The sequence below is a fragment of the Curtobacterium sp. Curtsp22 genome, from assembly GCF_059492135.1.
Genome location: NZ_CP168519.1, coordinates 1,159,349 through 1,182,381, shown reverse-complemented (window position 1 = coordinate 1,182,381; position 23,033 = coordinate 1,159,349). Strand labels below are relative to the sequence as shown.

The following is a 23,033-nucleotide window of genomic DNA, read 5'->3' as shown; positions in this document are numbered from 1 at the left end:
CGTGCCCAGGCCCGGCCCGTCCCGCCGGGCGTTCACCCAGCGTCGCCGCCGGTTCTTGCCAGGACCGTGTCCCAGACTGGCCGGATGTTCCGGAAGCTCCTCCTCCTCGCCCTGACCGCGGCGTACGCCTGGGTGATCTGGCGGATGACGCTGACCCCGCAGGTCTTCTCGGCGGCGCAGAACTCCCTCGTCCTGCACGCGATCGCCTGGGTGCAGCAGCTCCCGCACGGCACGTGGTTCAGCTACGACCGCGTGGAGTTCCTCGCCAACATCGCGATGTTCGTGCCCGTGGGGATGCTCGCCGCGCTGTGGCTCCCGCGCCGGTGGTGGATCCTCGGTGCGGTCGTCGCGGTCGTGCTCTCCACCGGTATCGAGTTCGCGCAGGCGACCTACCTGCCGTACCGCGTGGCCGATCCGCGCGACGTCCTGTCGAACGGCCTCGGCGGTCTGCTCGGCGCGACGCTCGTCGGCCTCGTCCGGAGCCTCCTGCCGGCACCGCGTCGGCGTCGGCTGCGCGCCAGGACCGTCTAGCGATCTGGTAGTCTTGCGCGGTTGCCGTCGAACGGCCGCGGACAAAGAGCGCTCGTGCATCAGGCACGGGCACCGCGCAACGGACTGAAAGGGGATCTACGCATGGCACTTGACGCGAAGGTCAAGCAGGAGATCATCGAAGAGTACGCGACCCACCCGGGCGACACCGGTTCCCCCGAGGTCCAGGTCGCCGTTCTGACGCGTCGCATCAACGACCTGAACGAGCACCTCAAGGAGCACAAGCACGACCACCACTCGCGTCGTGGTCTGCTGCTCATGGTCGGTCAGCGTCGCCGTCTCCTCGGTTACCTCTCCGACGTCGACATCGCCCGCTACCGTGCGCTCATCGAGCGTCTCGGCCTGCGTCGCTAGTCGACCGACCCACGGCTTGACCGAACGCCCCGGCCCTCGCACGAGGACCGGGGCGTTCTCCGTTCCCCCGGGAATGGTTGCGGGGGACGTGCGGTTGGGTAGGATGTTCATGCAAACGCATCGAAAGTCGGGACTCACCATGACCACCATCGCCGTCGTCTCCGCCGGGCTCTCCGAGCCCAGCTCCACCCGCCTGCTCGCCGACCGCCTGGGCGAGGCCACGGTCGCGGCGCTCGCCGCACCGAGCCCGTCCGGCCTGCCAGGAGGCGCGGCGCACGTCCTGCACGTCGACCTGCGTCCGCTGGCGCACGAGATCACCGACGCGATGCTCACCGGGTTCGCCGCACCGGCGCTGTCCGCCGCGATGGCGACGGTCGTCGAGGCCGACGCCGTGGTGTTCGTCACGCCGATCTTCACCGCCGGCGTGAGCGGTCTGGCGAAGTCGTTCCTCGACGTGCTCGACAAGGACTCGCTGGCCGACATGCCGGTCCTGCTCGGAGCCACCGGCGGCACCGCACGGCACTCGCTCGCGATCGAGCACGCGCTGCGTCCGGTGTTCGCGTACCTCCGCGCCGCGGTCGTCCCCACCGGTGTGTTCGCCGCCACCGACGACTGGGGGAGCGAGGGCGACTCGGCCGCACTGGACGGTCGCATCCGCCGGGCCGGGGAGGACCTGGCCTGGGCGATCCGCGCCTCCCGTCGGGCCCCGCAGGACGCCGACGCGCTCCCCGAGACGGCGGACTTCGCGTCCCTGCTCGGTGGGCTCGGCCACTCGGCCGTGCGCTCTTAGGCCGGCCACAGGGGTCGCCGGGCGGGGGTGCAGCCTCCGCCCGGCCCGCTCACCGGTGGGCTCGGGAACCTCGTCGTGACGACGGATCGTGACGACGAGGAGGACCGATGGACACCAGGGGCAACGGCCGGCGACCCGGCTGGACGACGAGTGCGCTCGTCAGCGTGGGCGGGCTCGTGGTCGCGGCGCTGACCGGGGCCGGGGTGTGGTTCGGGCACGAGCAGGCCACGACGGGCTCGGCCGAATCGTCGACGAGTGACGCCGGGACCTCGACGGACTCCGGGACCTCGTCCGACACCGGGACCTCGACCGACGCCGGGACCTCGTCCGACACCGGGACCTCGACCGATCAGGGCGTGACCCAGGGCACGACCGGTGGCTCCGGCTCCTCGGACGCGACCACGACGGGATCGTGACCGTGCGTGCCGCAGCCGAGTGGGACCTCTGGACCACCACCGCCCGCGTCGTCCTCGACCACCGTGACCGCCGCCACCTCGCCGCCGCACGGGCGTGCGTCGTCGAGGTCACCGCCGCCGTCGACGCAACGTGCAGCCGCTTCCGCAGCGACTCCGAGCTCGTCGCCCGCGCCGCCGACCTGGTGCGCGGCGCCGAGGTCTCCCCGCTCCTCGCCGCACTCGTGCACCAGGCGCTCGACGCCGCACGTGCCTCCGACGGCGACGTCGACCCGACCCTGGGCGCCCGCATGGCGTCGCTGGGCTACGACGCCGCGTTCGCCGACGCCCCACCCGTGCCGACACCGGAGGCCGTGGCCCGAGCGCTCGACGGCCGCCCGGCGTGGCAGCGGGTCCTGCTGTCCGGCACCTTCCTGCGCGTGCCCGAGGGCGTCACGCTCGACCTCGGTGCCACCGCGAAGGCCGCCGCTGCCGACATGGCCGCGGCGAGCATCACCGCCCGCCTCGGCATCGGCGCGCTCGTCTCGCTCGGCGGGGACGTCGCGACCGCCGGGCCCGACCCGTCCGGCGGCTGGCAGGTCCGGGTGCAGGACCTCGACGACGACCCCGCCGACCACGTGCGGATCACGTCCGGCTGGTCCGTCGCGACCTCGAGCACCCAGAAGCGCCGGTGGGAGCAGGACGGCCACGCCCGGCACCACATCCTCGACCCGCGGTGGGGGCTGCCGGCCGAACCGGTCTGGCGCACGGTGACCGTCGTCGCGCCGTCGTGCGTCACGGCGAACACGATGACGACCGCCGCGGTCGTCCGCGGACAGGGTGCCACCGAGATGCTCCGGCGGAGCGGTCGCGCGGCACGGCTGGTCGCTGCGGACGGCACCGTCGTCCGGATCGGGGGCTGGCCCGCCGACGACGGCTGATCAGTACCAGTGCGGGTTGACGCTCATCTCGTGGTTCCACGCCCCGCACGGCGAGCCGTAGGCGTCGTGGATGTAGGCGAGGCCCCAGTTGATCTGGGTCGCCGCGTTCGTCCGCCAGTCCGCGCCGGCGACGGACATCTTCTCCGCCGGGAGCGACTGGGGGATGCCGTACGCCCCGCTCGAGACGTTCAGGGCGTTCGCACGCCAGCCGGACTCCTGCGTCCACAGGGACACCAGGCACGAGAACTGGTCCGACCCCCACCCGTACGACCCGATGGCGCTGCGGGCGTACGCCTGGGCTCCCGCCGGGTCGACCACGACGCCGCCCGTGCTCGGGTAGGACGAACCGCCGCCGCTCGTCGACGGGACGGCGGGGCTCGGTGCCGCGTCGGCTGCTGCCGCCGCGGCCGCCTCCTCGCGCTTCCGCTGCTGTTCGGCCTTCTGCGCCGCGACCTGCACGCCGAGCTGGTAGCGCTGCTCGGTCTTCGCGGTGGTGTCCTTGAGCGACGCCAGCTGGGCGTAGAGCTCGTCGCTGTGCTGCTGCGTGTCGTCGACCGCGGCGTCCGCGGCGGCCTCGGCGTCCTTCGCCGCGCTCGCCTTCGTCTCGGCGGCGTCGGCCAGGTCGGCGCGTTCGTCCTCGGCACGGGTGGCCTGGTCGTGCAGCGAGGACGCGGTCCTCGCGGCGACCGAGGCGTCGTCCATCACGCCGGCCCACGTCGACGACAGCTGGTCGAGCGCGCCGAGCTGGTACAGCAGCTGGGAGGGGTCCTTCGCCGTCGCGATGCGCGTGGTCATCTGGCTCGAGCTGCCGTCGCGGTAGAGGTTCGCGGCGAGCTGGCCGGCGCGCTGCTGGGCGCGGTCCGCGGTCTTCGCCGCCTGGTCCGCCTGGGTCTGGAGGCTCGTGGCGGCCTGGGTGGCCGACGCCAGTGCCGACTCGGCCGCGTCCGCACGCTGGGACGCCACGAGCGCCGCCTGCGACTTCACGGCTGCGGCCTGCTGGGCGGACTCCAGCGCCGCCTGGACCTTGGCGACCTCGGCCTTCTTGGTCTGCTCGTTGCCCTTCGCGTGCTCGACGTCCTGCCAGCTCGGGTACTCCGTCGCGTTCGCCGGGACAGCGGTGACGACGGGGGCGACGAGCGCGCCGACGACCACTGCGGCCGCGACGAACCAGCCCCTGGAGGGGGTGAGGCGCATGGCAGCAGGCTAGCGAGGACACTCCGGTTCGCCGTGAGCCTCGCCGCCGAATCCCTGAGGACTGGTAAAGTCCATCACGTCCAGGGACCGTTTCCCCGGGCGTTACGACAAACACTGCGCAGGCCGGGCACGGAGCTGGTCATCGGTGGTGGCTCGCGGGCCGGACGGTTTCCCGAGTGCTTCTACTGCTGGCCAGACATGCGTCCCGATCCCTTCGGCGCGCACGCACCATCGGGTGCCGTGGCCCCAGCCTGCCGAACACATCAAGGAGGCACCCTTTTGGAGGGTCCCGAGATCAAGTTCGCCGAGGCCGTTCTCGACAACGGCAAGTACGGCAAGCGCACCGTCCGGTTCGAGACCGGTCGGCTCGCACAGCAGGCGCAGGGCGCGGTCGCCGCGTACCTCGACGAGGACACCATGCTCCTCTCGGCCACCAGCGCCGGCAAGCACCCGCGTGAAGGGTTCGACTTCTTCCCGCTGACCGTCGACGTCGAGGAGCGCTCGTACGCAGCCGGCAAGATCCCCGGTTCGTTCTTCCGTCGTGAAGGCCGTCCCAGCACCGAGGCGATCCTCGTCTGCCGCCTCATCGACCGGCCGCTGCGCCCGTCGTTCGTCGACGGCCTCCGCAACGAGGTCCAGATCGTCATCACCGTCCTGAGCATCGCTCCGGACGAGTTCTACGACGCGCTCGCGATCAACGCGGCGTCCGCGTCGACGCAGATCTCCGGTCTGCCGTTCTCCGGCCCGATCGCCGGTGTGCGCCTCGCGCTCATCGGTGACCAGTGGGTCGCGTTCCCGAAGGCGTCGCAGCTCGCCGAGGCCGTCTTCGACCTCACCGTCGCTGGCCGTGTCGTCACGGACGAGGCCGGCAACGAGGACGTCGCCATCATGATGGTCGAGGCCGAGGCCACCGAGCACAGCTGGGACCTCATCCAGGGCGGCGCCACCAAGCCCGACGAGGCCGTCGTCGCGCAGGGGCTCGAGGCGGCGAAGCCGTTCCTCAAGCAGCTCGTCGAGGCGCAGGCGAAGATGGCCGCCCAGTCGGCCAAGGAGATCCAGGACTACCCGGTCTTCCCGCCGTACGCCCCCGAGGTCTACGACGCGGTCGAGGCCATCGCGCTGTCCGAGCTCGGCGACGTCTACAAGATCGCCGGCAAGCTCGAACGTCAGGACGCCGACGACGCCCTGAAGGCCCGCGTCAAGGAGGCCATCGCCGCCAAGGTGACGGCCGGCGAGCTCCCCGAGAGCGCCAACGGCCAGGTCAGCGGTGCCTACAAGTCGGTCACGAAGAAGGTCGTCCGCGGCCGGATCCTGACCGAGCAGGTCCGCATGGACGGTCGCGGCCTCGCCGACATCCGTCCGCTCGACGCCGAGGTCGCCGTGATCCCGCGCGTCCACGGTTCGGCGATCTTCCAGCGCGGCGAGACCCAGATCCTGGGCGTCACCACGCTGAACATGCTCAAGATGGAGCAGCAGATCGACTCGCTGTCGCCCGTCACGAAGAAGCGCTACCTGCACCACTACAACTTCCCGCCGTACTCGACGGGTGAGACCGGTCGTGTCGGTTCGCCGAAGCGTCGCGAGATCGGGCACGGCTTCCTCGCCGAGCGCGCCCTCGTGCCGGTGCTGCCGTCGCGCGAGGAGTTCCCCTACGCCATCCGTCAGGTGTCCGAGGCCCTCGGCTCCAACGGTTCGACGTCGATGGGTTCCGTCTGCGCCTCGACCCTGTCGCTCCTCAACGCCGGTGTGCCCCTCAAGGCCCCGGTCGCGGGCATCGCGATGGGCCTCGTCTCCGACACCGTCGACGGCCAGACCCGCTACGCGGCGCTGACCGACATCCTCGGTGCCGAAGACGCGCTCGGCGACATGGACTTCAAGGTCGCCGGCACCTCGGACTTCGTCACGGCCATCCAGCTGGACACGAAGCTCGACGGCATCCCCTCGTCCGTCCTCGACGCCGCGCTCAAGCAGGCCAAGGAGGCCCGCTCGGCCATCCTCGGTGTGCTGAGCGAGGCGATCGACGCCCCCGACGAGATGGCGGACACCGCTCCTCGTGTCATCTCGGTGCAGATCCCCGTCGACAAGATCGGCGAGCTGATCGGCCCGAAGGGCAAGACGATCAACGGCATCCAGGACGAGACCGGCGCCGACATCTCGATCGAGGACGACGGCACCGTGTACATCGGCGCCGTCGACGGTCCGTCGGCCGAGGCCGCTCGCGCCCAGGTCAACGCGATCGCGAACCCGACGAACCCGGAGATCGGGGACCAGTTCCTCGGCACGGTCGTCAAGATCGCCACGTTCGGTGCGTTCGTGTCGCTGCTCCCGGGCCGCGACGGTCTGCTCCACGTCTCCGAGGTGCGCAAGCTCGCCGGTGGCAAGCGTGTGGAGAACGTCGAGGACGTCCTCGGCGTCGGCCAGAAGATCCTGGTCGAGGTCACCAAGGTGGACGACCGCGGCAAGCTGTCGCTCGCGCCGGTCGTCGCCGACGAGGTGGACACCGAGGGCGGCAAGGGACACGAGTCCCACGCCGAGGCCCCGGCCGAGGGCTGATCCCTCCCGCGTCCTGACGCACGAACGGCCGCCGTCCCTTCCGGGGCGGCGGCCGTTCGCCGTTGCGGGACTACGCCGCGGGGGTCTCCTGCGTGCCGACGAGCTGCGCGCGGCCGAGCAGGTGCTCACGGAGCACGAAGCCGACCACCGCGGGCGTCGCGTCCGCGGGCGCCTCGAGGACGGGCACGTCGAGCGCGCTCAGCGTGAAGAAGTACCGGTGCGGCCCGTGCCCGGCGGGCGGTGCCGCGCCGAGGAACGTGTCCGTCCCGAACTCGTTGCGGCGGCGCAGCGCCTCGGCGGGGAGCAGCGCGTCGTCGGTCCCGGCACCGGCCGGCAACGAGGTCGCCGACGCCGGGATGTCCGTGAGGCTCCAGTGCCAGAACCCGGACCCCGTCGGGGCATCGGGGTCGTACACCGTGAGCACGAAGCTCTGCGTGCCCTCCGGAGCGCCCGACCACTCGAGCGCGGGGGAGCGGTCCTCGCCGCCGGCGTCGGTGCCGCGGGCAGACGTCGGGAGCACGCCGCCGTCGGTGAAGTCGGGGCTGGTCAGGGTGAAGGACGGGACCTCGGGGAGGTTCCAGTTGGGGTCGTTGGCCATGTCCCCAGCCAACACCCGCGTGCTCGGATGTCGCTCGGTGTCAACCGGCGGACGGGAGGCGCGGTGCGGGGCCGACCCGTGCCTCCAGGCCGACAGGCGGTCGAGTTCGTCGACGCGACGTACGTCGTCAGGCGGCGAGCACGCGCTCGACGACGCGGCCGAGGGCCGCCGTCGCCGCGATCGCGTCACCGGCGTACGCGCCGGACATGGCGCCGTCGCGCGCGAGCATGAGTTCGTCCGCACCGTCGCCCGGCAGGGTGTGGCCGGACTCCTGCAGCAGGTCGGCCAGTCGCTCGGTGTACCAGTCGCGGTGCATCGCGACGACCTCGCGCACGGGGTCGCGCGGGTCGTGGTACTCGGCGGCGGCGTTGAGGAACGCGCAGCCGCGGAACTCGGGGTCGTTGACCTCGTCGGCGAGGGCCGTGACCCAGGCTCGGACGGCCGCCTCGGGCGAACCGGCGTCGGCGATGAGCTGTTCCATCCGCTGCTGCACGCGCTCGTGCTGCGTCCGGATGTAGGCCAGGATCAGGTTGTCCTTCGACCCGTAGTGCTTGTAGAACGTCGCCTTCGTGACGCTCGCCTCGGAGATGAGACGGTCGACGCCGACGCCGTGGATGCCCTCTTCGTAGAAGAGCCGCGTGGCGGTCTCGAGGATCCGGACCTTCGCGCCGCCGGAACGGGGAGCCGGGGGGACGCTCGACCCGTCCGGCGACGCGAGGTTCGTGCTCGGGCCAGGGAGACGCTGGACGGTCGGTTGGGGGGAATCGACCGTCACAGCGTGGCTCTCCTTGGGCTCATCGGCTCCGCGGCGGAGCGGGGGGACTCGTGCCGCGTGAGGACTGATGTCCCGAGCCACCGGATCGGAATATAGGTGGGCTTCCGATCCGGTAGAAGAACAGTATCACAAGGAGGACAGACAGACGAGTCTTTCTATCCTCCTTTTCTGTACCCCACTTCGAGTGACACGGTGCGCGGCTGTGGAAACTGGATGGAGCGCGCTCCGGGGTCAGTAGGCTCGTCTGCGATGAACCACCCAGTGCCGTTGCCGCTCGAGGCCCCGGACACGTCGTTCCTGACGTCCGGGGGCGCCTTCGTCCGCCGAACCGTCCTCCCGTCCGGCGTGCGGGTCCTGACCGAGGCCATGCCCGGAGCGAGTTCGACGAGCCTCGGCTTCTGGGTCGGGGTCGGCTCCCGCGACGAACGCGACGGCCAGTACGGCTCGACGCACTTCCTCGAACACCTGTTGTTCAAGGGGACCCGGACCCGGTCGGCCCTCGACATCGCGATCTCGTTCGACTCCGTCGGTGGCGAGCACAACGCCGCGACCGCCAAGGAGTACACCTGCTACTACGCACGGGTGCGGGACGCCGACGTCCCGATGGCCGTCTCGGTCATCGGGGACATGGTCACCGGCTCCGTCCTCGACGACGCGGCGTTCGACATCGAGCGCGGGGTCATCCTCGAAGAGCTGGCGATGGCGGCGGACGACCCGGCCGACGTCGCCGGCGAGGCGTTCTTCGCCGCGGCCTTCGACGGGCACGCCCTCGGCCGGCCGATCGGCGGCACGCCGGAGAGCATCCGCGCCGTGCAGCGGGACGAGGTCCTCGCCCACTACCGCGAGCACTACGCGCCGAACGGCATCGTCGTCACCGCTGCCGGGGCGATCGACCACGACCGCTTCTGCGAGCTCGTCGAGGCCGTTTTCCAGGGCGCCCCGAACGCTGCTCCGCTGGCACGGCGGACCCCGCAGCCGGTGGCGGACCCGGCGATCCCCAAGCTCTCGGTCGTGCACCGTCCGACCGAACAGGTCTCGATGCTCCGCGGGTCGCAGGGCCTCGACCTCCGCGACGAACGGCGGCCGGTCCTCAGCGTGCTCAACGCCGTGCTCGGCGGTGGCATGAGCTCCCGACTCTTCCAAGAGGTGCGCGAGCGCCGCGGACTCGCCTACGCGGTGAGTTCCTTCGCGCCCGCCTACCTCGACAACGGTGCCTTCGGCGTCTACGCCGGGTGCGCCCCCGACAACGTCGCCGGGGTCGTCGAGATCGTCGACGCGGAGTTCCGCCGGATGGTCGACGACGGCATCACCAGCGACGAGCTCCGTCGCGCGAAGGGGCAGATCGAGGGGGCGCTGACGCTCTCGCTCGAGGACTCCGACGCCCGGATGACCCGACTCGGCCGGTCCGAGCTCGGCACGGGGGAGTTCACCGACCTGGCCACCGCGCTCGAGCGCGTGGACCGGGTCACCACCGACGACGTCCTCGAGCTGGCCCGCGACCTCCTGACCCGGCCCACGATCACCTCGGTGGTCGGGGCGGTGCAGCAGGACGAGCTCGCGGCCGCGATCGGGATCGGCGGTTGAGCACCGACATGTCGCACTACCTCTACCTCGTCCGGCACGGAGAACACCAGGACGCCGAACACGGGCTGCGGGACGGCAAGCTCTCCGAGCGCGGCAAGCGGCAGGCGACGCTCGTCGCGGACCGTCTCGGCGGCGTGCCGTTCGACGGCGTCTACCACTCGCCGCTCGAAGCGCCGAGCGAGACCGCGTCGTTCCTGTCGCAGCGGCTCCCGGCGATCGAGCCCGAGCCGTCGACCCTGCTCTTCGACTGCATCCCGTCGGGTCCGACGCCGGACATGCCGCACGCCTACCAGGGGTGGTACGGCGGCATCACGGAAGAAGAGATCGTCGCCGGGCAGGCCCAGATGGGCGATGCGGTGGCGGAGTGGTTCACCCCTGCCCGCGAGGACCGGCACGACCTCCTCATCACGCACAACGCCGTCATCGGCTGGTTCGTGCGCGAGGCGTTCCAGGCGCCGGAGTGGCGCTGGATGGGGACGAACGTGGCGCACACGGCGTTGACGATCATCCGGATCCGCTCGGCCAAGCCGGCCGAGGTCGTCGCGCTCAACGACCTGGCGCACCTGCCCGTCGAACTCAGGACGGGCCTGCCGGTCGGTCAGCCCGTCTGACGGGCCCTGCGCGCCCGGAGTGCGGCGACCCGCGCTCGGAGCACCCGGTCCAGCCCGAACGGCCCACCGCCGAGTGCGACCAGCACCACCGCGAGGAGTAGGTACAGCACCTCGGGCAGGTAGAGCAGTTCGCTGAACCAGGTCACCGCGTCCGCCGGCTCGAGCTGGTGGACCGCCACGGTCGTGAGCGCGACCATGCTGATCACGCCGAGGACGGCCGCAGCCGCCCGCGTCACGAGGCCGACGGCGAGCAGCAGGCCGAAGACGAGCTCGCAGCCCGCGACCACGGCGGCCGTGACGTCGGGCACCGGCGCGCGGATCGAGCGGATCGTCTCCGCCATCGCCGCGCGACACGGAGCGGTCACGGTCTTGTTCCACCCGGACGCGGCGAAGAACAGCCCGAGCGCGACGCGGACGAGCGAGATCGAGAGGAACGGCAGGCGGGTCGGGGAGTCGAGGGCACGGAGGAGCAGGACCATGCCCTGCCGTTCGGAGCGGAGGCGCGGATCGCCTCAGCGCACCGGCTTGCGGTACCAGGCGGTCGCGTTCGGGTTGTCGTTGAACGCGGGTACCCGCTCGTAGCCCCGACCGCGGTACATCGCACCGGCGGCGACGAGGGAGTCGTTCGTGTCGAGCACGATCGCCGTCGCGCCGAGCTCGACACCGCGTGCCTCGAGCGCGTCCATGACCGCCGTCGCCACACCGCGTCCTCGTCCCTCCGGGGTCACGAAGACGTGCTTCACCTCGAACCGGACGTCGTCGCCGTCGTCGGGGATCCGGCGGAGGCCGCCGCACCCGAACGCGCGACCTCCGTCGTACGCGACGACGAAGGTGCCGACCGGCGGCGTGAACTCGGCCGCCGGGGTGCGCTTCCGCGAGTACGACCCCTGCGCGCTCGGGAACGTGGCCTCGCGCTCGTCGAGGTACGCGTCGAGCAGGGCGTCGACCTCGGGGATGTCTGCCGGCACGGTCCTGACCTCGAGCGTCATGCGTCGATCCTAGGATGGTGGACATGGTCACTCCCGTCGCCGTCGTCGGCGCCACCGGTCGTCTCGGGGGCCTCGTGGCCGCCGTGGTCGAGGAACTGCCCGACTTCGAGCTCGTCGCGAGCCTGTCCTCGAAGGACGGCGCGCACGAGGCCGGTCCCGACGTGTTCGGCGGCGCGGCGATCGTGGTGGACGTGACCGTCCCGGCGCTCAGCCCCGCGATCGTCGACAACGCCCTCGTGAGCGGCGCGAACGTGCTCGTCGGCACGTCCGGATGGTCCGGCGACCGACTCGCGACGCTCCGCGCCGGGCTCGAGTCGCGTCCGGAGCAGGGCGTCTTCGTGGTCCCGAACTTCTCGATCGGGTCCGTGCTCGGCACCCACCTGGCGACGATCGCCGCTCCGTGGTTCCCCTCGGTCGAGATCGTCGAGACGCACCACGCCGGCAAGATCGACTCCCCGTCGGGCACCGCGGTCCGCACGGCCGAGCTCATCGCCGACGCCCGGCGTGAGGTCGGTCCGGTCGACGCCCCCCACGTCGACCAGCGCGCGCGGGGGCAGCAGGTCGCGAGCGTCCCGATCCACTCGCTCCGTCTGCCGGGCGTCAAGGCCGTGCAGGACGTGGTGCTGAGTGGCCCCGGCGAGACGCTGACCATCCGGCACGACACGAACGACGACGTCGCCTACGTGGCCGGCATCCGTGCGGCCCTGTCCGCCGTGGGGTCGATGCGCGGCCTCACGGTCGGCCTCGGCAGCGTCCTCGGCATCGGCTGACCGTCGTGCGCCTGACCCGGTCCCTCCGTTCGCCCTTCTGGGGCGCGGCGCTCATGGCGGTGCTGCTGGCGCTGTACATCGTGCTCGTCGGGCAGCGTGCCGTGGCGTTCATCGCGACGGGCATCCCGATCGGCATCGGCATCGGCGTCGCGCTCTTCGTCGTCGCGGCGATCGGTGCGCTGCTGCTCGTGCTCGAGTTCCGCTTCGGGCTGCGCATCACGCGGCTCGGCGCCCGGCTCGAGCAGGAGGGCGGCGCTCCCGCGGACGTCGTCCCGGTCCGTCCCTCGGGGCGTCCCACGCGCGAGGCCGCCGACGAGCTCTTCCCCGAGTACAAGGCCGCCGTCGAGTCCGACCCGGCCGACTGGCGCGGGTGGTACCGGCTCGGCGTCGTCTACGACGCCGCGGGTGATCGCAAGCGGGCGCGGGCCGCGATGCGCGAAGCGCTCACCAGGGCACGCACGTCCTGACAGGAGGCGCGGTGCGGGCCCGCACCGCGCCTCCGGGCCCACAGCCGGTCGCGTCAGAACGCGGCGTCGACCGCGTCCTCGGCGCGCTGGTACCGGAACGCGTAGCCGGACTCGAGCAGCTTCGTCGGCACCATCTGCTGGCTCGACAGGAGCATCTCGTCGGCCGCCTGCTGCAGGAGCAGCCGGAGCGCGAACTCCGGGATCCGGAAGAGGTAGGGCCGGTGCAGGTCCTCGGCGACGCGCTTGGTGATGCGGTCGGCGACGGCGGCCTCGGGGCCGGCGAGGTTCACCGGCCCGACGACGTCCGAGGCCTCGGGGCTCGTCGCGAGGTGCACGATCGCGCCCACCTCGTCCTCGAGGGCGATCCACGGCCAGTGCTGCCCACCGGTGCCGAGACGGCCGCCGAGCCCGGTCTTCGTGAGCGGGACGAGCGGTGCGAGCGCGCCGCCGCCCTTCCCGACGACGATGCCGGTGCGGAGCGTCACGACGCGGACGCCCTCGGGAGCGGCGTTCGCGGCGGCCTCCCACGCGGTGCAGACCTCGGCGAGGAAGCCGGTGCCGGCGGCCGCGTCGTCCTGCAGGACGTCGGCGGGGCGGTCGCCGTAGACCCCCGAGGCCGAGCCCGAGAGGAACAGCGGCGGCGGGTTCGTCGCGTGGCGCATGGCCTCGACGAGGGTCTCGGTGGCGGACACCCGCGACTGCAGGATCTCCTGCTTGTAGGTCTCGGTCCAGGGGAGCTTGCCGATGTTCGCGCCGGCGAGGTTGATCACGACGTCGGCGCCGTCGAGGATCGCCGGGTCGAGCTTCCGGGTGCCCGGGGACCAGCGGAACTCGCTCGCCGTGCGCGGCTCGCGTCGGACGAGGGTGGTGACGTGGTGCCCGGCCTCGCGCAGGGCGTGGACGAGGGGCGTACCGATGAAGCCGGACGCACCGGCGAGCAGGATCGAGAGCGGCGCTGTCGTCATGTCGCTCACGCTACTCAACTGCCCGTGGATGTCTCCGGCTCGTCGTAGGCTCGTGGTCGTGACCGACAGCGAGACCGTGCAGCCCGACCCCACCGTCGCGACCCCCTACGAGGACCTGCTGCGGCGTGTCCTCACCGAAGGGACTCCGAAGGGCGACCGCACCGGGACGGGGACCCGCAGCCTGTTCGGCGCACAGCTCCGGTACGACCTGTCGAAGGGCTTCCCGCTCGTCACGACGAAGCGGGTGCACTTCAAGTCCGTCGCCTACGAGCTGCTCTGGTTCCTGCGCGGCGACGGCAACGCCCGCTGGCTGCAGGAGCACGGCGTCCGGATCTGGAACGAGTGGGCGGACGAGAACGGCGACCTCGGCCCGGTGTACGGCGTGCAGTGGCGCTCGTGGCCGACGCCGTCGGGGGAGCACGTCGACCAGATCGCCCAGGTCATCGAGCAGATCACGACGAACCCGGACAGCCGCCGCCTGATCGTCTCGGCGTGGAACGTCGCCGACATCCCCGAGATGGCGCTCGCCCCGTGCCACGCGTTCTTCCAGTTCTACGTGAACGACGGCAAGCTCTCGTGCCAGCTCTACCAGCGGAGCGCGGACATGTTCCTCGGCGTCCCGTTCAACATCGCCTCGTACGCGCTGCTCACCCACATGATCGCGGCGCAGACCGGGCTCGCGGTCGGCGAGTTCGTGTGGACCGGCGGCGACTGCCACGTCTACGACAACCACGTCGAGCAGGTGGAGGAGCAGCTGTCCCGGACGGCGTACGCGCTCCCCACGCTCGAGCTCGCGCCGCGGGACTCGATCGACGACTACGAGTACGAGGACTTCACGGTCGTCGGCTACCACCACCACCCGGCGATCACGGCCACGGTCGCCGTCTGATGTCGTCCTCGTGGACCGAACCCGTCCGTGGCGTCGGGATGGTCTGGGCGCGGTCGACGAACGGCGTGATCGGGGCCGACGGCGGGATGCCGTGGCACGTGCCCGAGGACCTCGCGCACTTCCGGCAGGTCACCGGCGACGCGACCGTCCTGATGGGGCGCCGCACGTGGGAGTCGTTGCCGGAGCGCTTCCGGCCGCTGCCCGGGCGGCGGAACGTCGTGCTGACGCGGGACGCCTCGTGGACGGCCGACGGGGCCGAGGTCGTGCGCGACCTGGCGACCGCGCTGGACACCGACGAGCCCGTGTGGATCATGGGCGGCGGGCAGGTGTACGCGGCGGGGGTGCCCTTCGCCGACCGGGTCTCCGAGACGGTGATCGACCTCGAGGTGCCGGGGGACACCGTGGCGCCGACGCTCGCCGGGGTGGCCGGATGGTCGCTCGTCGACGAGGGGCCGTGGCAGGAGTCGCGCGTCGACGGGACGCGCTACCGCTTCCTCGAGTGGCGCCGGCGCGCGTAGCGCCGTGCGCCGCCGCGGGCGCCGGGCGCCGAGGGCGGCGCACAACCAAAGACACGTCGCGCCGCGCCTTTCCGCGGTTCCCCGTGACTTCCGTTGTGCGAACGCGGCGGACGCAGCGGCCGCGCCGCGCCAGCGCCGGACGGCCACGCACCGCGCGGCCGCAGCGCGTGGGGCGGGGTCGAGCCGCGCCTCCTGGGCCGCACCGTCCACGCGGACGGCAGCCCTCGCGCGCATCCCCGGTACGCTGGTGCCCGTGTCCCCGCGTGAGAATCCCTTCGGTCAGGTCCTCGTCGCCCTCGTGACCCCGTTCACGGCCGACGGCGAGGTCGACTGGCCCGGCGTCGAGCAGCACATCGACGACTGCATCACCGCCGGCGCCGACGGCATCGTGGTCACCGGCACGACCGGTGAGACGAGCACGCTGACCGACCCCGAGAAGCTCCGGCTGGTCGAGGTCGGCAAGTCCGTCGCCGCGGGCCGCGCGAAGATCATCACGGGTGGCGGGTCGAACGAGACCGCACACGCGATCCACCTCTACAAGCAGAGCGAGAAGGCCGGCGCCGACGGTGTGATGATCGTCACGCCGTACTACAACAAGCCGACGCAGTCCGGCGTGCTCACCCACTTCCGGATGATCGCCGACGCGACCGACCTGCCGGTGATCCTGTACGACATCCCCGGTCGCACGGGCATCCCGATCACGTACGAGACGATCGTGCGGGCCTCGCACCACCCGAACATCCTCGCGGTGAAGGACGCCAAGGGCGACTTCGCCGAGGTGTCCCGGGTGCTCAACAACACCGACCTCATGTACTTCTCGGGGGACGACACGAACGTGCTCCCGCACCTGTCGATCGGCGCGACGGGGCTCATCGGCGTCACGGCGAACATCACGTCGACGCCGTACCGCACCATCGTCGACGCCGTGAACCGGGGCGATCTGGCCACCGCGACCGCCGAGCACAAGCGCGTCGAACCCCTCGTCCGTGCCGTGATGACGCACGTGCCGGGTACCGTGGCGGCGAAGTACATCCTGCACGGGCTCGGCCGCATCGGCAGCCCGCGCGTCCGGCTGCCGCTCGTCGGCCCCGAGGACTCCGAGGCGTACGCCATCGAGACCTCGCTCGAAGCCGTCCGGGACATCCCGGGCGCCGACTTCTCCAACTTCCGCCCCGACCGCAACGCAGCGGCCGGCGGTGCTCTTCCGAAGGTGCCAGGCACCACCCGCTAGCGAACACGCGGCGCACAGGACGCGCGTCGCCCGAATCCGTAGGACCGAATGCCCACACAGATCTCCGAACCGCAGCCGCTCGAAGCCGGCACCCTCCGCGTCATCCCCGTCGGGGGACTCGGCGAGATCGGTCGCAACATGACCGTGTACGAGTACGAGGGCAAGCTGCTCATCGTCGACGCCGGCGTGCTCTTCCCCGAGGAGCACCAGCCCGGGGTCGACCTGATCCTGCCGGACTTCGCGCCGATCCGGGACCGCCTCAACGATGTCCTCGGCGTCGTGCTCACGCACGGCCACGAGGACCACATCGGCGCCGTCCCGTACCTGCTGAAGCTCCGCGACGACATCCCGCTGATCGGCTCCACGCTGACCCTGGCCCTCGTCGAGGCGAAACTCAAGGAACACCGGATCAAGCCGTACACGCTCGTCGTGGCCGAGGACCAGACCGAGCAGCTCGGCCCGTTCCACCTCGAGTTCGTGGCCGTCAACCACTCCATCCCGGACGCCCTCGCCGTCGCGATCACGACCCCCGCCGGTCGTGTCCTGCACACGGGCGACTTCAAGATGGACCAGCTCCCGCTGGACGACCGCATCACCGACCTCCGTGCCTTCGCACGCCTGGGGGAGCAGGGCGTCGACCTGTTCCTGCCGGACTCGACCAACGCCGACGTGCCGGGCTTCACCGCACCCGAGCGCGACATCGGACCCGTGCTCGAGAACATCATCACGCGCGCCCGCAAGAAGGTCGTCGTGGCGAGCTTCTCGTCGCACGTGCACCGCGTGCAGCAGGTCCTCGACGCCGCTGCCGCCGCGAACCGCAAGGTCGCGTTCATGGGCCGCTCGATGATCCGCAACATGACGATCGCCGCCGACCTCGGCTACCTCCGGGTGCCCGAGAACGTGCTCATCGACACGAAGAAGGCGAAGAACGTCCCCGACGACCAGATCGTCTACATGTCGACCGGGTCGCAGGGCGAGCCGATGGCCGTGCTCGCGCGCATGGCCAACCTCGAGCACCAGATCGAGATCGGCGAGGGCGACACCGTCATCCTCGCCTCGTCGCTGATCCCGGGCAACGAGAACGCCGTGTACCGCGTCATCGACGGGCTCACCAAGCTCGGTGCGAAGGTCGTGCACAAGGGCAACGCCAAGGTGCACGTCTCCGGACACGCGTCGGCTGGCGAACTGCTCTACTGCTACAACATCCTCCGGCCGAAGAACGTGCTGCCCGTGCACGGCGAGCACCGCCACCTGTACGCCAGCGCGGACCTCGCGATCCAGACCGGTGTGCCGCCGCGGAACGTCATCCTCGGCCAGGACGGCATCGTCGTCGACCTGAAGGACGGCGAGGTCCGGGTCGCCGGCCAGCTCGACATTGGGTACGTCTACGTCGACGGGTCGACCGTGGGCGAGATCACCGACGCCGACCTCAAGGACCGCCGGGTCCTCGCGGAAGAGGGCTTCATCTCGATCTTCGCCGCGGTGGACTTCACCACCGGCCAGTGCGTCGTCGGCCCGGAGATCCAGTCGCGCGGCTTCGCCGAGGACGACTCGGTCTTCGACGACGTCCGTCCGCAGATCGCGAAGGCGCTCGCCGAGGCGGCCGCGAACGGCACGCGCGACGGGCACGCCTTCGGGCAGGTCGTCCGCCGGACCGTGGGTCGATGGGTGAACACGAAGCACCGTCGTCGGCCGATGATCGTGCCGGTGGTCATCGAGGCGTAGCGCTCGTCGCGACCACCGCGCAGGGCGCGGTGGTCGCGGTGGCCGTGTCCAGGAGGCGCGGTGCACGTTCCTGACGGACGTGCACCGCGCCTCCTGGCACGTTCCGGCCTGTCGGCTGACCGGCGGGCCGCGCTCGGTTTGTCCTGAGGGGGGATTAGGGTTCTGCCCATGGCCGGAGGCACCAAGTCGACCACGCGCTCGCGCGCGTCCTCGTCGTCCCGTGGAAGCGGGACGCGTGGCTCGTCGCGCACCCAGGCCACGACGAAGAAGCTGCCGCAGGCCGCACCGACCCCGGTCTTCCGCGAACAGAACCCCCTCGTGACGTTCTGGCTCGCGATGGCGCACGGCGTCGGCGCGGTCTTCCGCCTGCTCGGCACGGAGACGCTCGAGAAGGACCAGCGGCGCGACGGGTTCCCGTTCCTGCTCTTCGTGCTGGCCGTCGCCGGCGCGGTGGTCGAGTGGCTCAACCCGTCGAACGCCGTCTCGGTGGCGCTCGACGCGTACACGTTCGGCGGGCTGTTCGGTCGGCTGGCCTTCGCGTTGCCCGTCATCATGGTCGTCTTCGCCGGGTGGCTCTTCCGGCACCCGGCGTCCGTGCACGACAACACCCGGATCGGGATCGGTCTCGGCCTGCTGCTCGTGTCCATCGCGGCGCTCTGCCACGTGTTCGGCGGGCAGCCGAGCGCCTCGGACGGCATGCCCGCGCTGGCGACCGCCGGCGGTGTCATCGGCTGGGTCGTGATCGCCTGGCTCGTCGCGGTCGCCACCGAGTGGGTCGCGGTGCCGGTCGCGGTGCTGCTGCTCGTGCTCTCGCTCTTCATCATCACCAAGACGCCGCCGAACAAGATCGGTCGGCGCCTGCACGAGCTCTACGCGTACCTGTTCGGCGCGCCGGCCCCCGCGACGGAGACGGACGAGCCCGTCGTCGAGGCGCCCGCCGCACGGACCAAGCCGACGAAGAAGCGCGGCGCGAAGGGCGACACCGACTTCCAGCTGTTCGACGACCTCGGCTTCGAGGACGACAAGGCCGCCGAGTCCGACGCCGAGGGCGGGACCATCCCGTGGTGGCGCCGGAACAAGTCCGGTCGCGAAGAGGACCCGGCGTACGACAGCCCCGTGATCAGCGGTGCGACGTCGGCCGTGCCCCCGGCCGCCGCAGCCGCGCCGGCACCCGGCCCGAACGCCGGTGCCGCCGCCGGTCTGGTCGACCACACGCCGGCCGAGCCCGGTTCGGTCAACCTCAACGACTCGGTCGAGCAGGACCTGCAGATCGCCGAACTGGCCCTGCGTGACTTCGGGACCCCGGTGCCGGAACGCCCCGCGCCGGCCGAGGTCGTCCGTCCGGACGCCTCGGTGTCGCCGGTGGTCTCGCCGTCGCTCCCGGCCGAGGACCTCTCCGTCGACGCCGCCGACGACGCGGACGGCCTGCCCCCGGTGGCCGGCCCCGACGAGGACCCGGCCGCGCCTTACCGGCTGCCGGCCGCCACGACGCTGAGCTCCGGCACGCCGTCGGTCGCACGCAGCCAGGCGAACGACGACATCGTCGCCGCGATCACGAGCGTGCTCACCGAGTTCAAGGTGGACGCGAAGGTCACCGGGTTCTCCCGTGGGCCGACGGTGACCCGGTACGAGATCGAGCTCGGCCCCGGCGTGAAGGTCGAGCGCGTCACCGCCCTGTCGAAGAACCTGTCGTACGCGGTCGCCTCGAACGAGGTCCGCATCCTGTCGCCGATCCCGGGCAAGAGCGCGATCGGCGTCGAGATCCCGAACACCGACCGCGAGACCGTCTCCCTGGGCGACGTCCTGCGCTCGAACGCCGCTCGCAAGTCCAAGCACCCGATGACGATCGGCGTCGGCAAGGACGTCGAGGGCGGCTTCGTCGTGGCCAACCTCGCGAAGATGCCGCACCTGCTCGTCGCCGGCTCCACCGGGTCCGGCAAGTCGGTGTTCATCAACTCGATGATCACGTCGCTGCTCATGCGCGCGAAGCCGTCCGAGGTCCGCATGGTCCTCGTCGACCCGAAGCGCGTCGAGCTCTCGATCTACGCCGGCGTCCCGCACCTCATCACGCCCATCATCACGAACCCGAAGAAGGCGGCCGAGGCGCTGCAGTGGGTCGTGAAGGAGATGGACATGCGGTACGACGACCTCGCGTCGTTCGGGTTCCGGCACGTCGACGACTTCAACAAGGCGATCGCGAACAACGAGATCGTCCTGCCGGCCGGCAGCGAGCGGAAGCTCAAGCCGTACCCGTACCTGCTCGTCGTCGTCGACGAGCTCGCCGACCTCATGCTCGTCGCACCGCGTGACGTCGAGGAGTCGATCGTCCGCATCACCCAGCTCGCCCGTGCCGCCGGCATCCACCTGGTGCTCGCGACGCAGCGTCCGTCGGTCGACGTCATCACCGGGCTCATCAAGGCGAACGTGCCCTCGCGCATCGCCTTCGCGGTGACCAGCGTCACGGACTCCCGGGTCATCCTCGACCAGCCGGGCGCCGACAAGCTCATCGGGCAGGGCGACGCGCTCTTCCTGCCGATGGGGTCGTCGAAGTCGCTCCGCGTCCAGGGTGCCTGGGTGCAGGAGAGCGAGGTCGCCGAGGTCGTCCAGCACGTCACCCGCCAGGCCCGTCCGGAGTACCGCCAGGACGTCCAGGCCGTGGTCGAGCGCAAGGAGATCGACGCGGACATCGGCGACGACCTCGAGCTGCTGCTCGCGGCGGTCGAGCAGGTCGTGTCGACGCAGTTCGGGTCGACCTCGATGCTCCAGCGCAAGCTCCGTGTCGGGTTCGCCAAGGCCGGCCGACTGATGGACCTCATGGAGTCCCGCGACATCGTCGGGCCGTCCGAGGGCTCGAAGGCGCGCGACGTCCTCGTGACGACCGACCAGCTGCCGGCCGTGCTCGCGAAGCTCCGGGGCGAGGAGCCACCAGCGGGTGCTGCCCCGGCCGCCCCCGCCGCCGGTCCCACTCCCGTGGCGCCGACGCCGGCGTCGGCCCCGACCGACGACGGCGACCGCTACGGTGCCGACCCGGTGGCGGACATGACGCGCGGGTACGATGAAGCAGACGACGAGCCCGATGAGGACGCGTGGGGACTGACGGGCAGGGAGTGAGTGCGATGACCGCCTCGGACAGCACGGAGACCACGCACGGCGCACGCTTCCCGTGGCGCGGACGACTCCTGCGCAAGGGCCCCGGCCCGGCGTCGACGGGGAACGTCGCGAACATCATCACGGTCGTGCGCATCCTCATGGCGCCGCTGTTCTTCGTGCTGCTCCTGACGGACGCCGGCACCGACGGGCCGCTGCGCATCTGGGCGGCCGTCGTGTTCGTGGTCGCCATCGTCACGGACAGCGCTGACGGCATGATCGCCCGCCGGCAGAACCTCGTCACGGACTTCGGGAAGCTCGTCGACCCGATCGCCGACAAGGTCCTCATCGGCGGCGCCCTCGTCGCGCTGTCGATCCTCGGCGAGCTCCCCTGGTACGTGACCGTGCTGATCATGGTGCGCGAGATCGGCATCACGGTCTTCCGGTTCGCGATGCTCTCGGACCGGGTGATCCCGGCGAGCCGGGGCGGCAAGATCAAGACCGTGCTGCAGGCCGTCGCGTTGACCGCTGCGCTCTTCCCGTGGTGGAACCTCGTGGGGGACTGGGCGCACTGGGTGAACGGCATCCTGATGACCGCGGCCTTCCTGGCGACCATCCTGAGCGGCATCGACTACCTGTACCAGGCGTGGAAGCACAACCGGACCACCGCGTGACGCCGGCCGACGACGCCACCGGCACCGCGCCTCCAGGACACGACACCGGACCCGACGTCGGGACGTCCGCTCGCGACCTCGTCGCGCGCCTGACCGAACGGGGCGACACCGTCGCCGTGGCGGAGTCGCTCACCGGCGGACTCGTCGTCGCGACCCTCGTCGGCGTGCCGGGCGCCAGCGCCGTGGTGCGCGGGGGAGTCGTGGCCTACGCGACGCCCGTGAAGCACACCGTGCTCGGCGTCTCGTCGGCGCTGCTCGCGTCCAACGGTGCGGTCGACCCCGAGGTGGCTCGGCAGATGGCCTCGGGCGTGCGAGCAGCACTCGCGGTCGACGGAGCACCCGCGACCTGGGGCATCAGCACGACCGGTGTCGCCGGACCCGACCCGCAGGACGGCCAGCCGGTGGGGACGGTCTTCGTCGGCATCGCGGACGCCGACGGTGCCCAGGCGTACGAGTTGCACCTCGACGGCGACCGCGATGCAATCCGCTGGGCGACCGTCTCCGAACTCCTGGCACGGATGTCGTCCACGATCCGGGCCCGGGAATAGGTCCCGTTTCCACTGGGTTACATCTCACGCAATCTCCAGCAGTAGAGCAGCCGGCGTGGTTAGCATGCTGCAACCGGCAACGCTACTGTTGCTGAACCCGAACTCGGCCATCAGGACCGAGCGGGCGCGGAGACGACAGAGAGGAGGAGTTCTCATGGTTCTCGTTCGTCAGGAAATCGGCGACGTTCTGCGGGACTTCCGCTTGCAGAAGGGCCGGACCCTCCGTCAGGTCGCGTCCAAGGCCAGCGTGGCTCTCGGGTACCTCAGCGAGGTCGAGCGTGGGCAGAAGGAAGCCAGCTCGGAGATCCTCGCGTCCGTCGCGGACGCGCTGGACACCCCCATCTCGACCATCATGCGTGAGGTCGGCGACCGTCTCGCGGTGGTCGAGGGGCTCACCCCGGTGCCCGACACGCTCCCGGACGACCTCGTCGCCGAGTTCGACAACGACCTCGCGGTGCGCTGACGCCACCGCTTCCCGAACGCCCCCGCTGGTCTGCCAGCGGGGGCGTTCGGCGTTCCGGGGCCGTGCTCTGGCGGCGGGGCGGCGCGGTTACGCTGGGATGATGCGTGTGAGTGAGTTCTGGCGGGCCGTCGACCAGGTGTTCGGCGATGCCTACGGTGCCGTCGTCAGTCGAGACGTGGTGCTCGAGGAACTCGGCGGACGCTCCGCGGCCGAGGCGCTCGACGCGGGCATCGATGCGCGCCGCGTGTGGGAGGCGCTGTGCGAGTCGCAGGACGTCCCGCTCGAGAAGCGGCACGGCAAGGGGCTGGCGGAACCGCGGGACTGACGCGCGGTCTCCGTCCGAAACTCGGTTCGGCGTGTTGCTCG

At 71.3% G+C, this 23,033-nt stretch carries 25 protein-coding genes; 19 read left to right on the top strand and 6 right to left on the bottom strand.

The genetic code is table 11. The features are described 5' to 3' along the window. Positions 1-84 precede the first annotated feature (84 nt). The 5 genes from ACEN8D_RS05600 (at position 85) to ACEN8D_RS05580 (ending at position 3,026) form a co-directional block, all read left to right on the top strand. Positions 85-531 carry a VanZ family protein gene (locus ACEN8D_RS05600; RefSeq protein WP_175473608.1) on the top strand — a complete coding sequence of 149 codons (447 nt, stop codon included), beginning with the start codon at positions 85-87 and terminating at the stop codon, positions 529-531. A 102-nt stretch (positions 532-633) separates the two neighbouring features. Next, positions 634-903 (top strand): 30S ribosomal protein S15, encoded by a 270-nt coding sequence (gene rpsO, locus ACEN8D_RS05595; RefSeq protein ID WP_070416523.1) that lies wholly within the window; start codon positions 634-636, stop codon positions 901-903. Between the two features lie 139 nt (positions 904-1,042). Next, positions 1,043-1,693: a CE1759 family FMN reductase gene (locus ACEN8D_RS05590; RefSeq protein WP_413399282.1), complete on the top strand. Its 651-nt coding sequence runs from the start codon at positions 1,043-1,045 to the stop codon at positions 1,691-1,693. Positions 1,694-1,800: 107 nt separating this feature from the next. After that, complete coding sequence (locus ACEN8D_RS05585; protein ID WP_413399283.1) at positions 1,801-2,109, top strand: hypothetical protein; 309 nt, start codon at positions 1,801-1,803, stop codon at positions 2,107-2,109. Continuing rightward, positions 2,106-3,026: an FAD:protein FMN transferase gene (locus ACEN8D_RS05580; RefSeq protein ID WP_413399284.1), complete on the top strand. Its 921-nt coding sequence runs from the start codon at positions 2,106-2,108 to the stop codon at positions 3,024-3,026. Before ACEN8D_RS05585 ends, ACEN8D_RS05580 begins: the two co-directional genes overlap by 4 nt. Here ACEN8D_RS05580 and ACEN8D_RS05575 read toward each other — a convergent pair whose 3' ends face one another. Next, positions 3,027-4,220: a coiled-coil domain-containing protein gene (locus tag ACEN8D_RS05575; protein ID WP_309888057.1), complete on the bottom strand. Its 1,194-nt coding sequence runs from the start codon at positions 4,218-4,220 to the stop codon at positions 3,027-3,029. A gap of 279 nt (positions 4,221-4,499) precedes the next feature. On the opposite strand from ACEN8D_RS05575, the gene ACEN8D_RS05570 reads away from it, so the two are divergent. Continuing rightward, a complete protein-coding gene (locus ACEN8D_RS05570; protein WP_413398942.1) occupies positions 4,500-6,773 on the top strand; it encodes a polyribonucleotide nucleotidyltransferase in 2,274 nt (757 codons plus the stop codon). 70 nt (positions 6,774-6,843) lie between these two features. Here ACEN8D_RS05570 and ACEN8D_RS05565 read toward each other — a convergent pair whose 3' ends face one another. Together ACEN8D_RS05565 and ACEN8D_RS05560 are read right to left on the bottom strand one after the other, a co-directional pair. After that, positions 6,844-7,371 (bottom strand): YbhB/YbcL family Raf kinase inhibitor-like protein, encoded by a 528-nt coding sequence (locus ACEN8D_RS05565; RefSeq protein ID WP_309779075.1) that lies wholly within the window; start codon positions 7,369-7,371, stop codon positions 6,844-6,846. A gap of 127 nt (positions 7,372-7,498) precedes the next feature. After that, on the bottom strand, positions 7,499-8,146 hold the full coding sequence (locus ACEN8D_RS05560; protein ID WP_071301677.1) for a TetR/AcrR family transcriptional regulator: 648 nt from the start codon (positions 8,144-8,146) through the stop codon (positions 7,499-7,501). A gap of 249 nt (positions 8,147-8,395) precedes the next feature. On the opposite strand from ACEN8D_RS05560, the gene ACEN8D_RS05555 reads away from it, so the two are divergent. After that, a complete protein-coding gene (locus tag ACEN8D_RS05555; protein WP_413398941.1) occupies positions 8,396-9,730 on the top strand; it encodes a M16 family metallopeptidase in 1,335 nt (444 codons plus the stop codon). 8 nt (positions 9,731-9,738) lie between these two features. After that, positions 9,739-10,341 (top strand): histidine phosphatase family protein, encoded by a 603-nt coding sequence (locus ACEN8D_RS05550; protein ID WP_413398944.1) that lies wholly within the window; start codon positions 9,739-9,741, stop codon positions 10,339-10,341. Here the strand turns inward: ACEN8D_RS05550 and ACEN8D_RS05545 are convergent. Next, positions 10,329-10,820, bottom strand: a complete 492-nt coding sequence (locus ACEN8D_RS05545; protein WP_413398940.1) for a DoxX family protein — start codon at positions 10,818-10,820, stop codon at positions 10,329-10,331. The two genes, ACEN8D_RS05550 and ACEN8D_RS05545, sit on opposite strands and share 13 nt — an antisense overlap. 33 nt (positions 10,821-10,853) lie before the next feature. Beyond that, positions 10,854-11,330, bottom strand: a complete 477-nt coding sequence (locus ACEN8D_RS05540; protein WP_413461661.1) for a GNAT family N-acetyltransferase — start codon at positions 11,328-11,330, stop codon at positions 10,854-10,856. A gap of 23 nt (positions 11,331-11,353) precedes the next feature. Here ACEN8D_RS05540 and ACEN8D_RS05535 point away from each other — a divergent pair, with 23 nt between their 5' ends. Both ACEN8D_RS05535 and ACEN8D_RS05530 read left to right on the top strand, forming a co-directional pair. Continuing rightward, positions 11,354-12,100 carry a 4-hydroxy-tetrahydrodipicolinate reductase gene (locus ACEN8D_RS05535; RefSeq protein WP_071301748.1) on the top strand — a complete coding sequence of 249 codons (747 nt, stop codon included), beginning with the start codon at positions 11,354-11,356 and terminating at the stop codon, positions 12,098-12,100. Between the two features lie 5 nt (positions 12,101-12,105). Continuing rightward, positions 12,106-12,567, top strand: coding sequence for a tetratricopeptide repeat protein (locus ACEN8D_RS05530; protein ID WP_396127728.1), 462 nt, complete (start codon positions 12,106-12,108; stop codon positions 12,565-12,567). A gap of 53 nt (positions 12,568-12,620) precedes the next feature. Here the strand turns inward: ACEN8D_RS05530 and ACEN8D_RS05525 are convergent, their stop codons facing one another. Beyond that, positions 12,621-13,532, bottom strand: a complete 912-nt coding sequence (locus ACEN8D_RS05525) for a TIGR01777 family oxidoreductase (protein WP_413400062.1) — start codon at positions 13,530-13,532, stop codon at positions 12,621-12,623. Positions 13,533-13,590: 58 nt separating this feature from the next. Between ACEN8D_RS05525 and ACEN8D_RS05520 the strand changes: the two genes are divergently transcribed. The 9 genes from ACEN8D_RS05520 (at position 13,591) to ACEN8D_RS05480 (ending at position 22,992) form a co-directional block, all read left to right on the top strand. Beyond that, complete coding sequence (locus ACEN8D_RS05520; RefSeq protein ID WP_413400061.1) at positions 13,591-14,421, top strand: thymidylate synthase; 831 nt, start codon at positions 13,591-13,593, stop codon at positions 14,419-14,421. Next, complete coding sequence (locus ACEN8D_RS05515) at positions 14,421-14,939, top strand: dihydrofolate reductase (protein WP_413400060.1); 519 nt, start codon at positions 14,421-14,423, stop codon at positions 14,937-14,939. The genes ACEN8D_RS05520 and ACEN8D_RS05515 overlap by 1 nt, the downstream gene beginning before the upstream one ends. Before the next feature lie 253 nt (positions 14,940-15,192). Next, positions 15,193-16,170 carry a 4-hydroxy-tetrahydrodipicolinate synthase gene (dapA, locus tag ACEN8D_RS05510; RefSeq protein ID WP_071295500.1) on the top strand — a complete coding sequence of 326 codons (978 nt, stop codon included), beginning with the start codon at positions 15,193-15,195 and terminating at the stop codon, positions 16,168-16,170. A 48-nt stretch (positions 16,171-16,218) separates the two neighbouring features. Next, positions 16,219-17,895 (top strand): ribonuclease J, encoded by a 1,677-nt coding sequence (locus tag ACEN8D_RS05505; RefSeq protein ID WP_413399936.1) that lies wholly within the window; start codon positions 16,219-16,221, stop codon positions 17,893-17,895. A gap of 168 nt (positions 17,896-18,063) precedes the next feature. Next, positions 18,064-21,006 carry an FtsK/SpoIIIE family DNA translocase gene (locus tag ACEN8D_RS05500; RefSeq protein WP_413461569.1) on the top strand — a complete coding sequence of 981 codons (2,943 nt, stop codon included), beginning with the start codon at positions 18,064-18,066 and terminating at the stop codon, positions 21,004-21,006. After that, positions 21,003-21,656 carry a CDP-diacylglycerol--glycerol-3-phosphate 3-phosphatidyltransferase gene (gene pgsA / locus ACEN8D_RS05495; RefSeq protein WP_413399108.1) on the top strand — a complete coding sequence of 218 codons (654 nt, stop codon included), beginning with the start codon at positions 21,003-21,005 and terminating at the stop codon, positions 21,654-21,656. The genes ACEN8D_RS05500 and pgsA overlap by 4 nt, the downstream gene beginning before the upstream one ends. After that, a complete protein-coding gene (locus ACEN8D_RS05490) occupies positions 21,629-22,204 on the top strand; it encodes a CinA family protein (RefSeq protein ID WP_413399109.1) in 576 nt (191 codons plus the stop codon). Before pgsA ends, ACEN8D_RS05490 begins: the two co-directional genes overlap by 28 nt. Before the next feature lie 154 nt (positions 22,205-22,358). Beyond that, positions 22,359-22,667, top strand: a complete 309-nt coding sequence (locus ACEN8D_RS05485; protein WP_058742950.1) for a helix-turn-helix domain-containing protein — start codon at positions 22,359-22,361, stop codon at positions 22,665-22,667. 100 nt (positions 22,668-22,767) lie between these two features. After that, complete coding sequence (locus ACEN8D_RS05480; RefSeq protein WP_022907383.1) at positions 22,768-22,992, top strand: DUF3046 domain-containing protein; 225 nt, start codon at positions 22,768-22,770, stop codon at positions 22,990-22,992. Positions 22,993-23,033 lie beyond the last annotated feature (41 nt).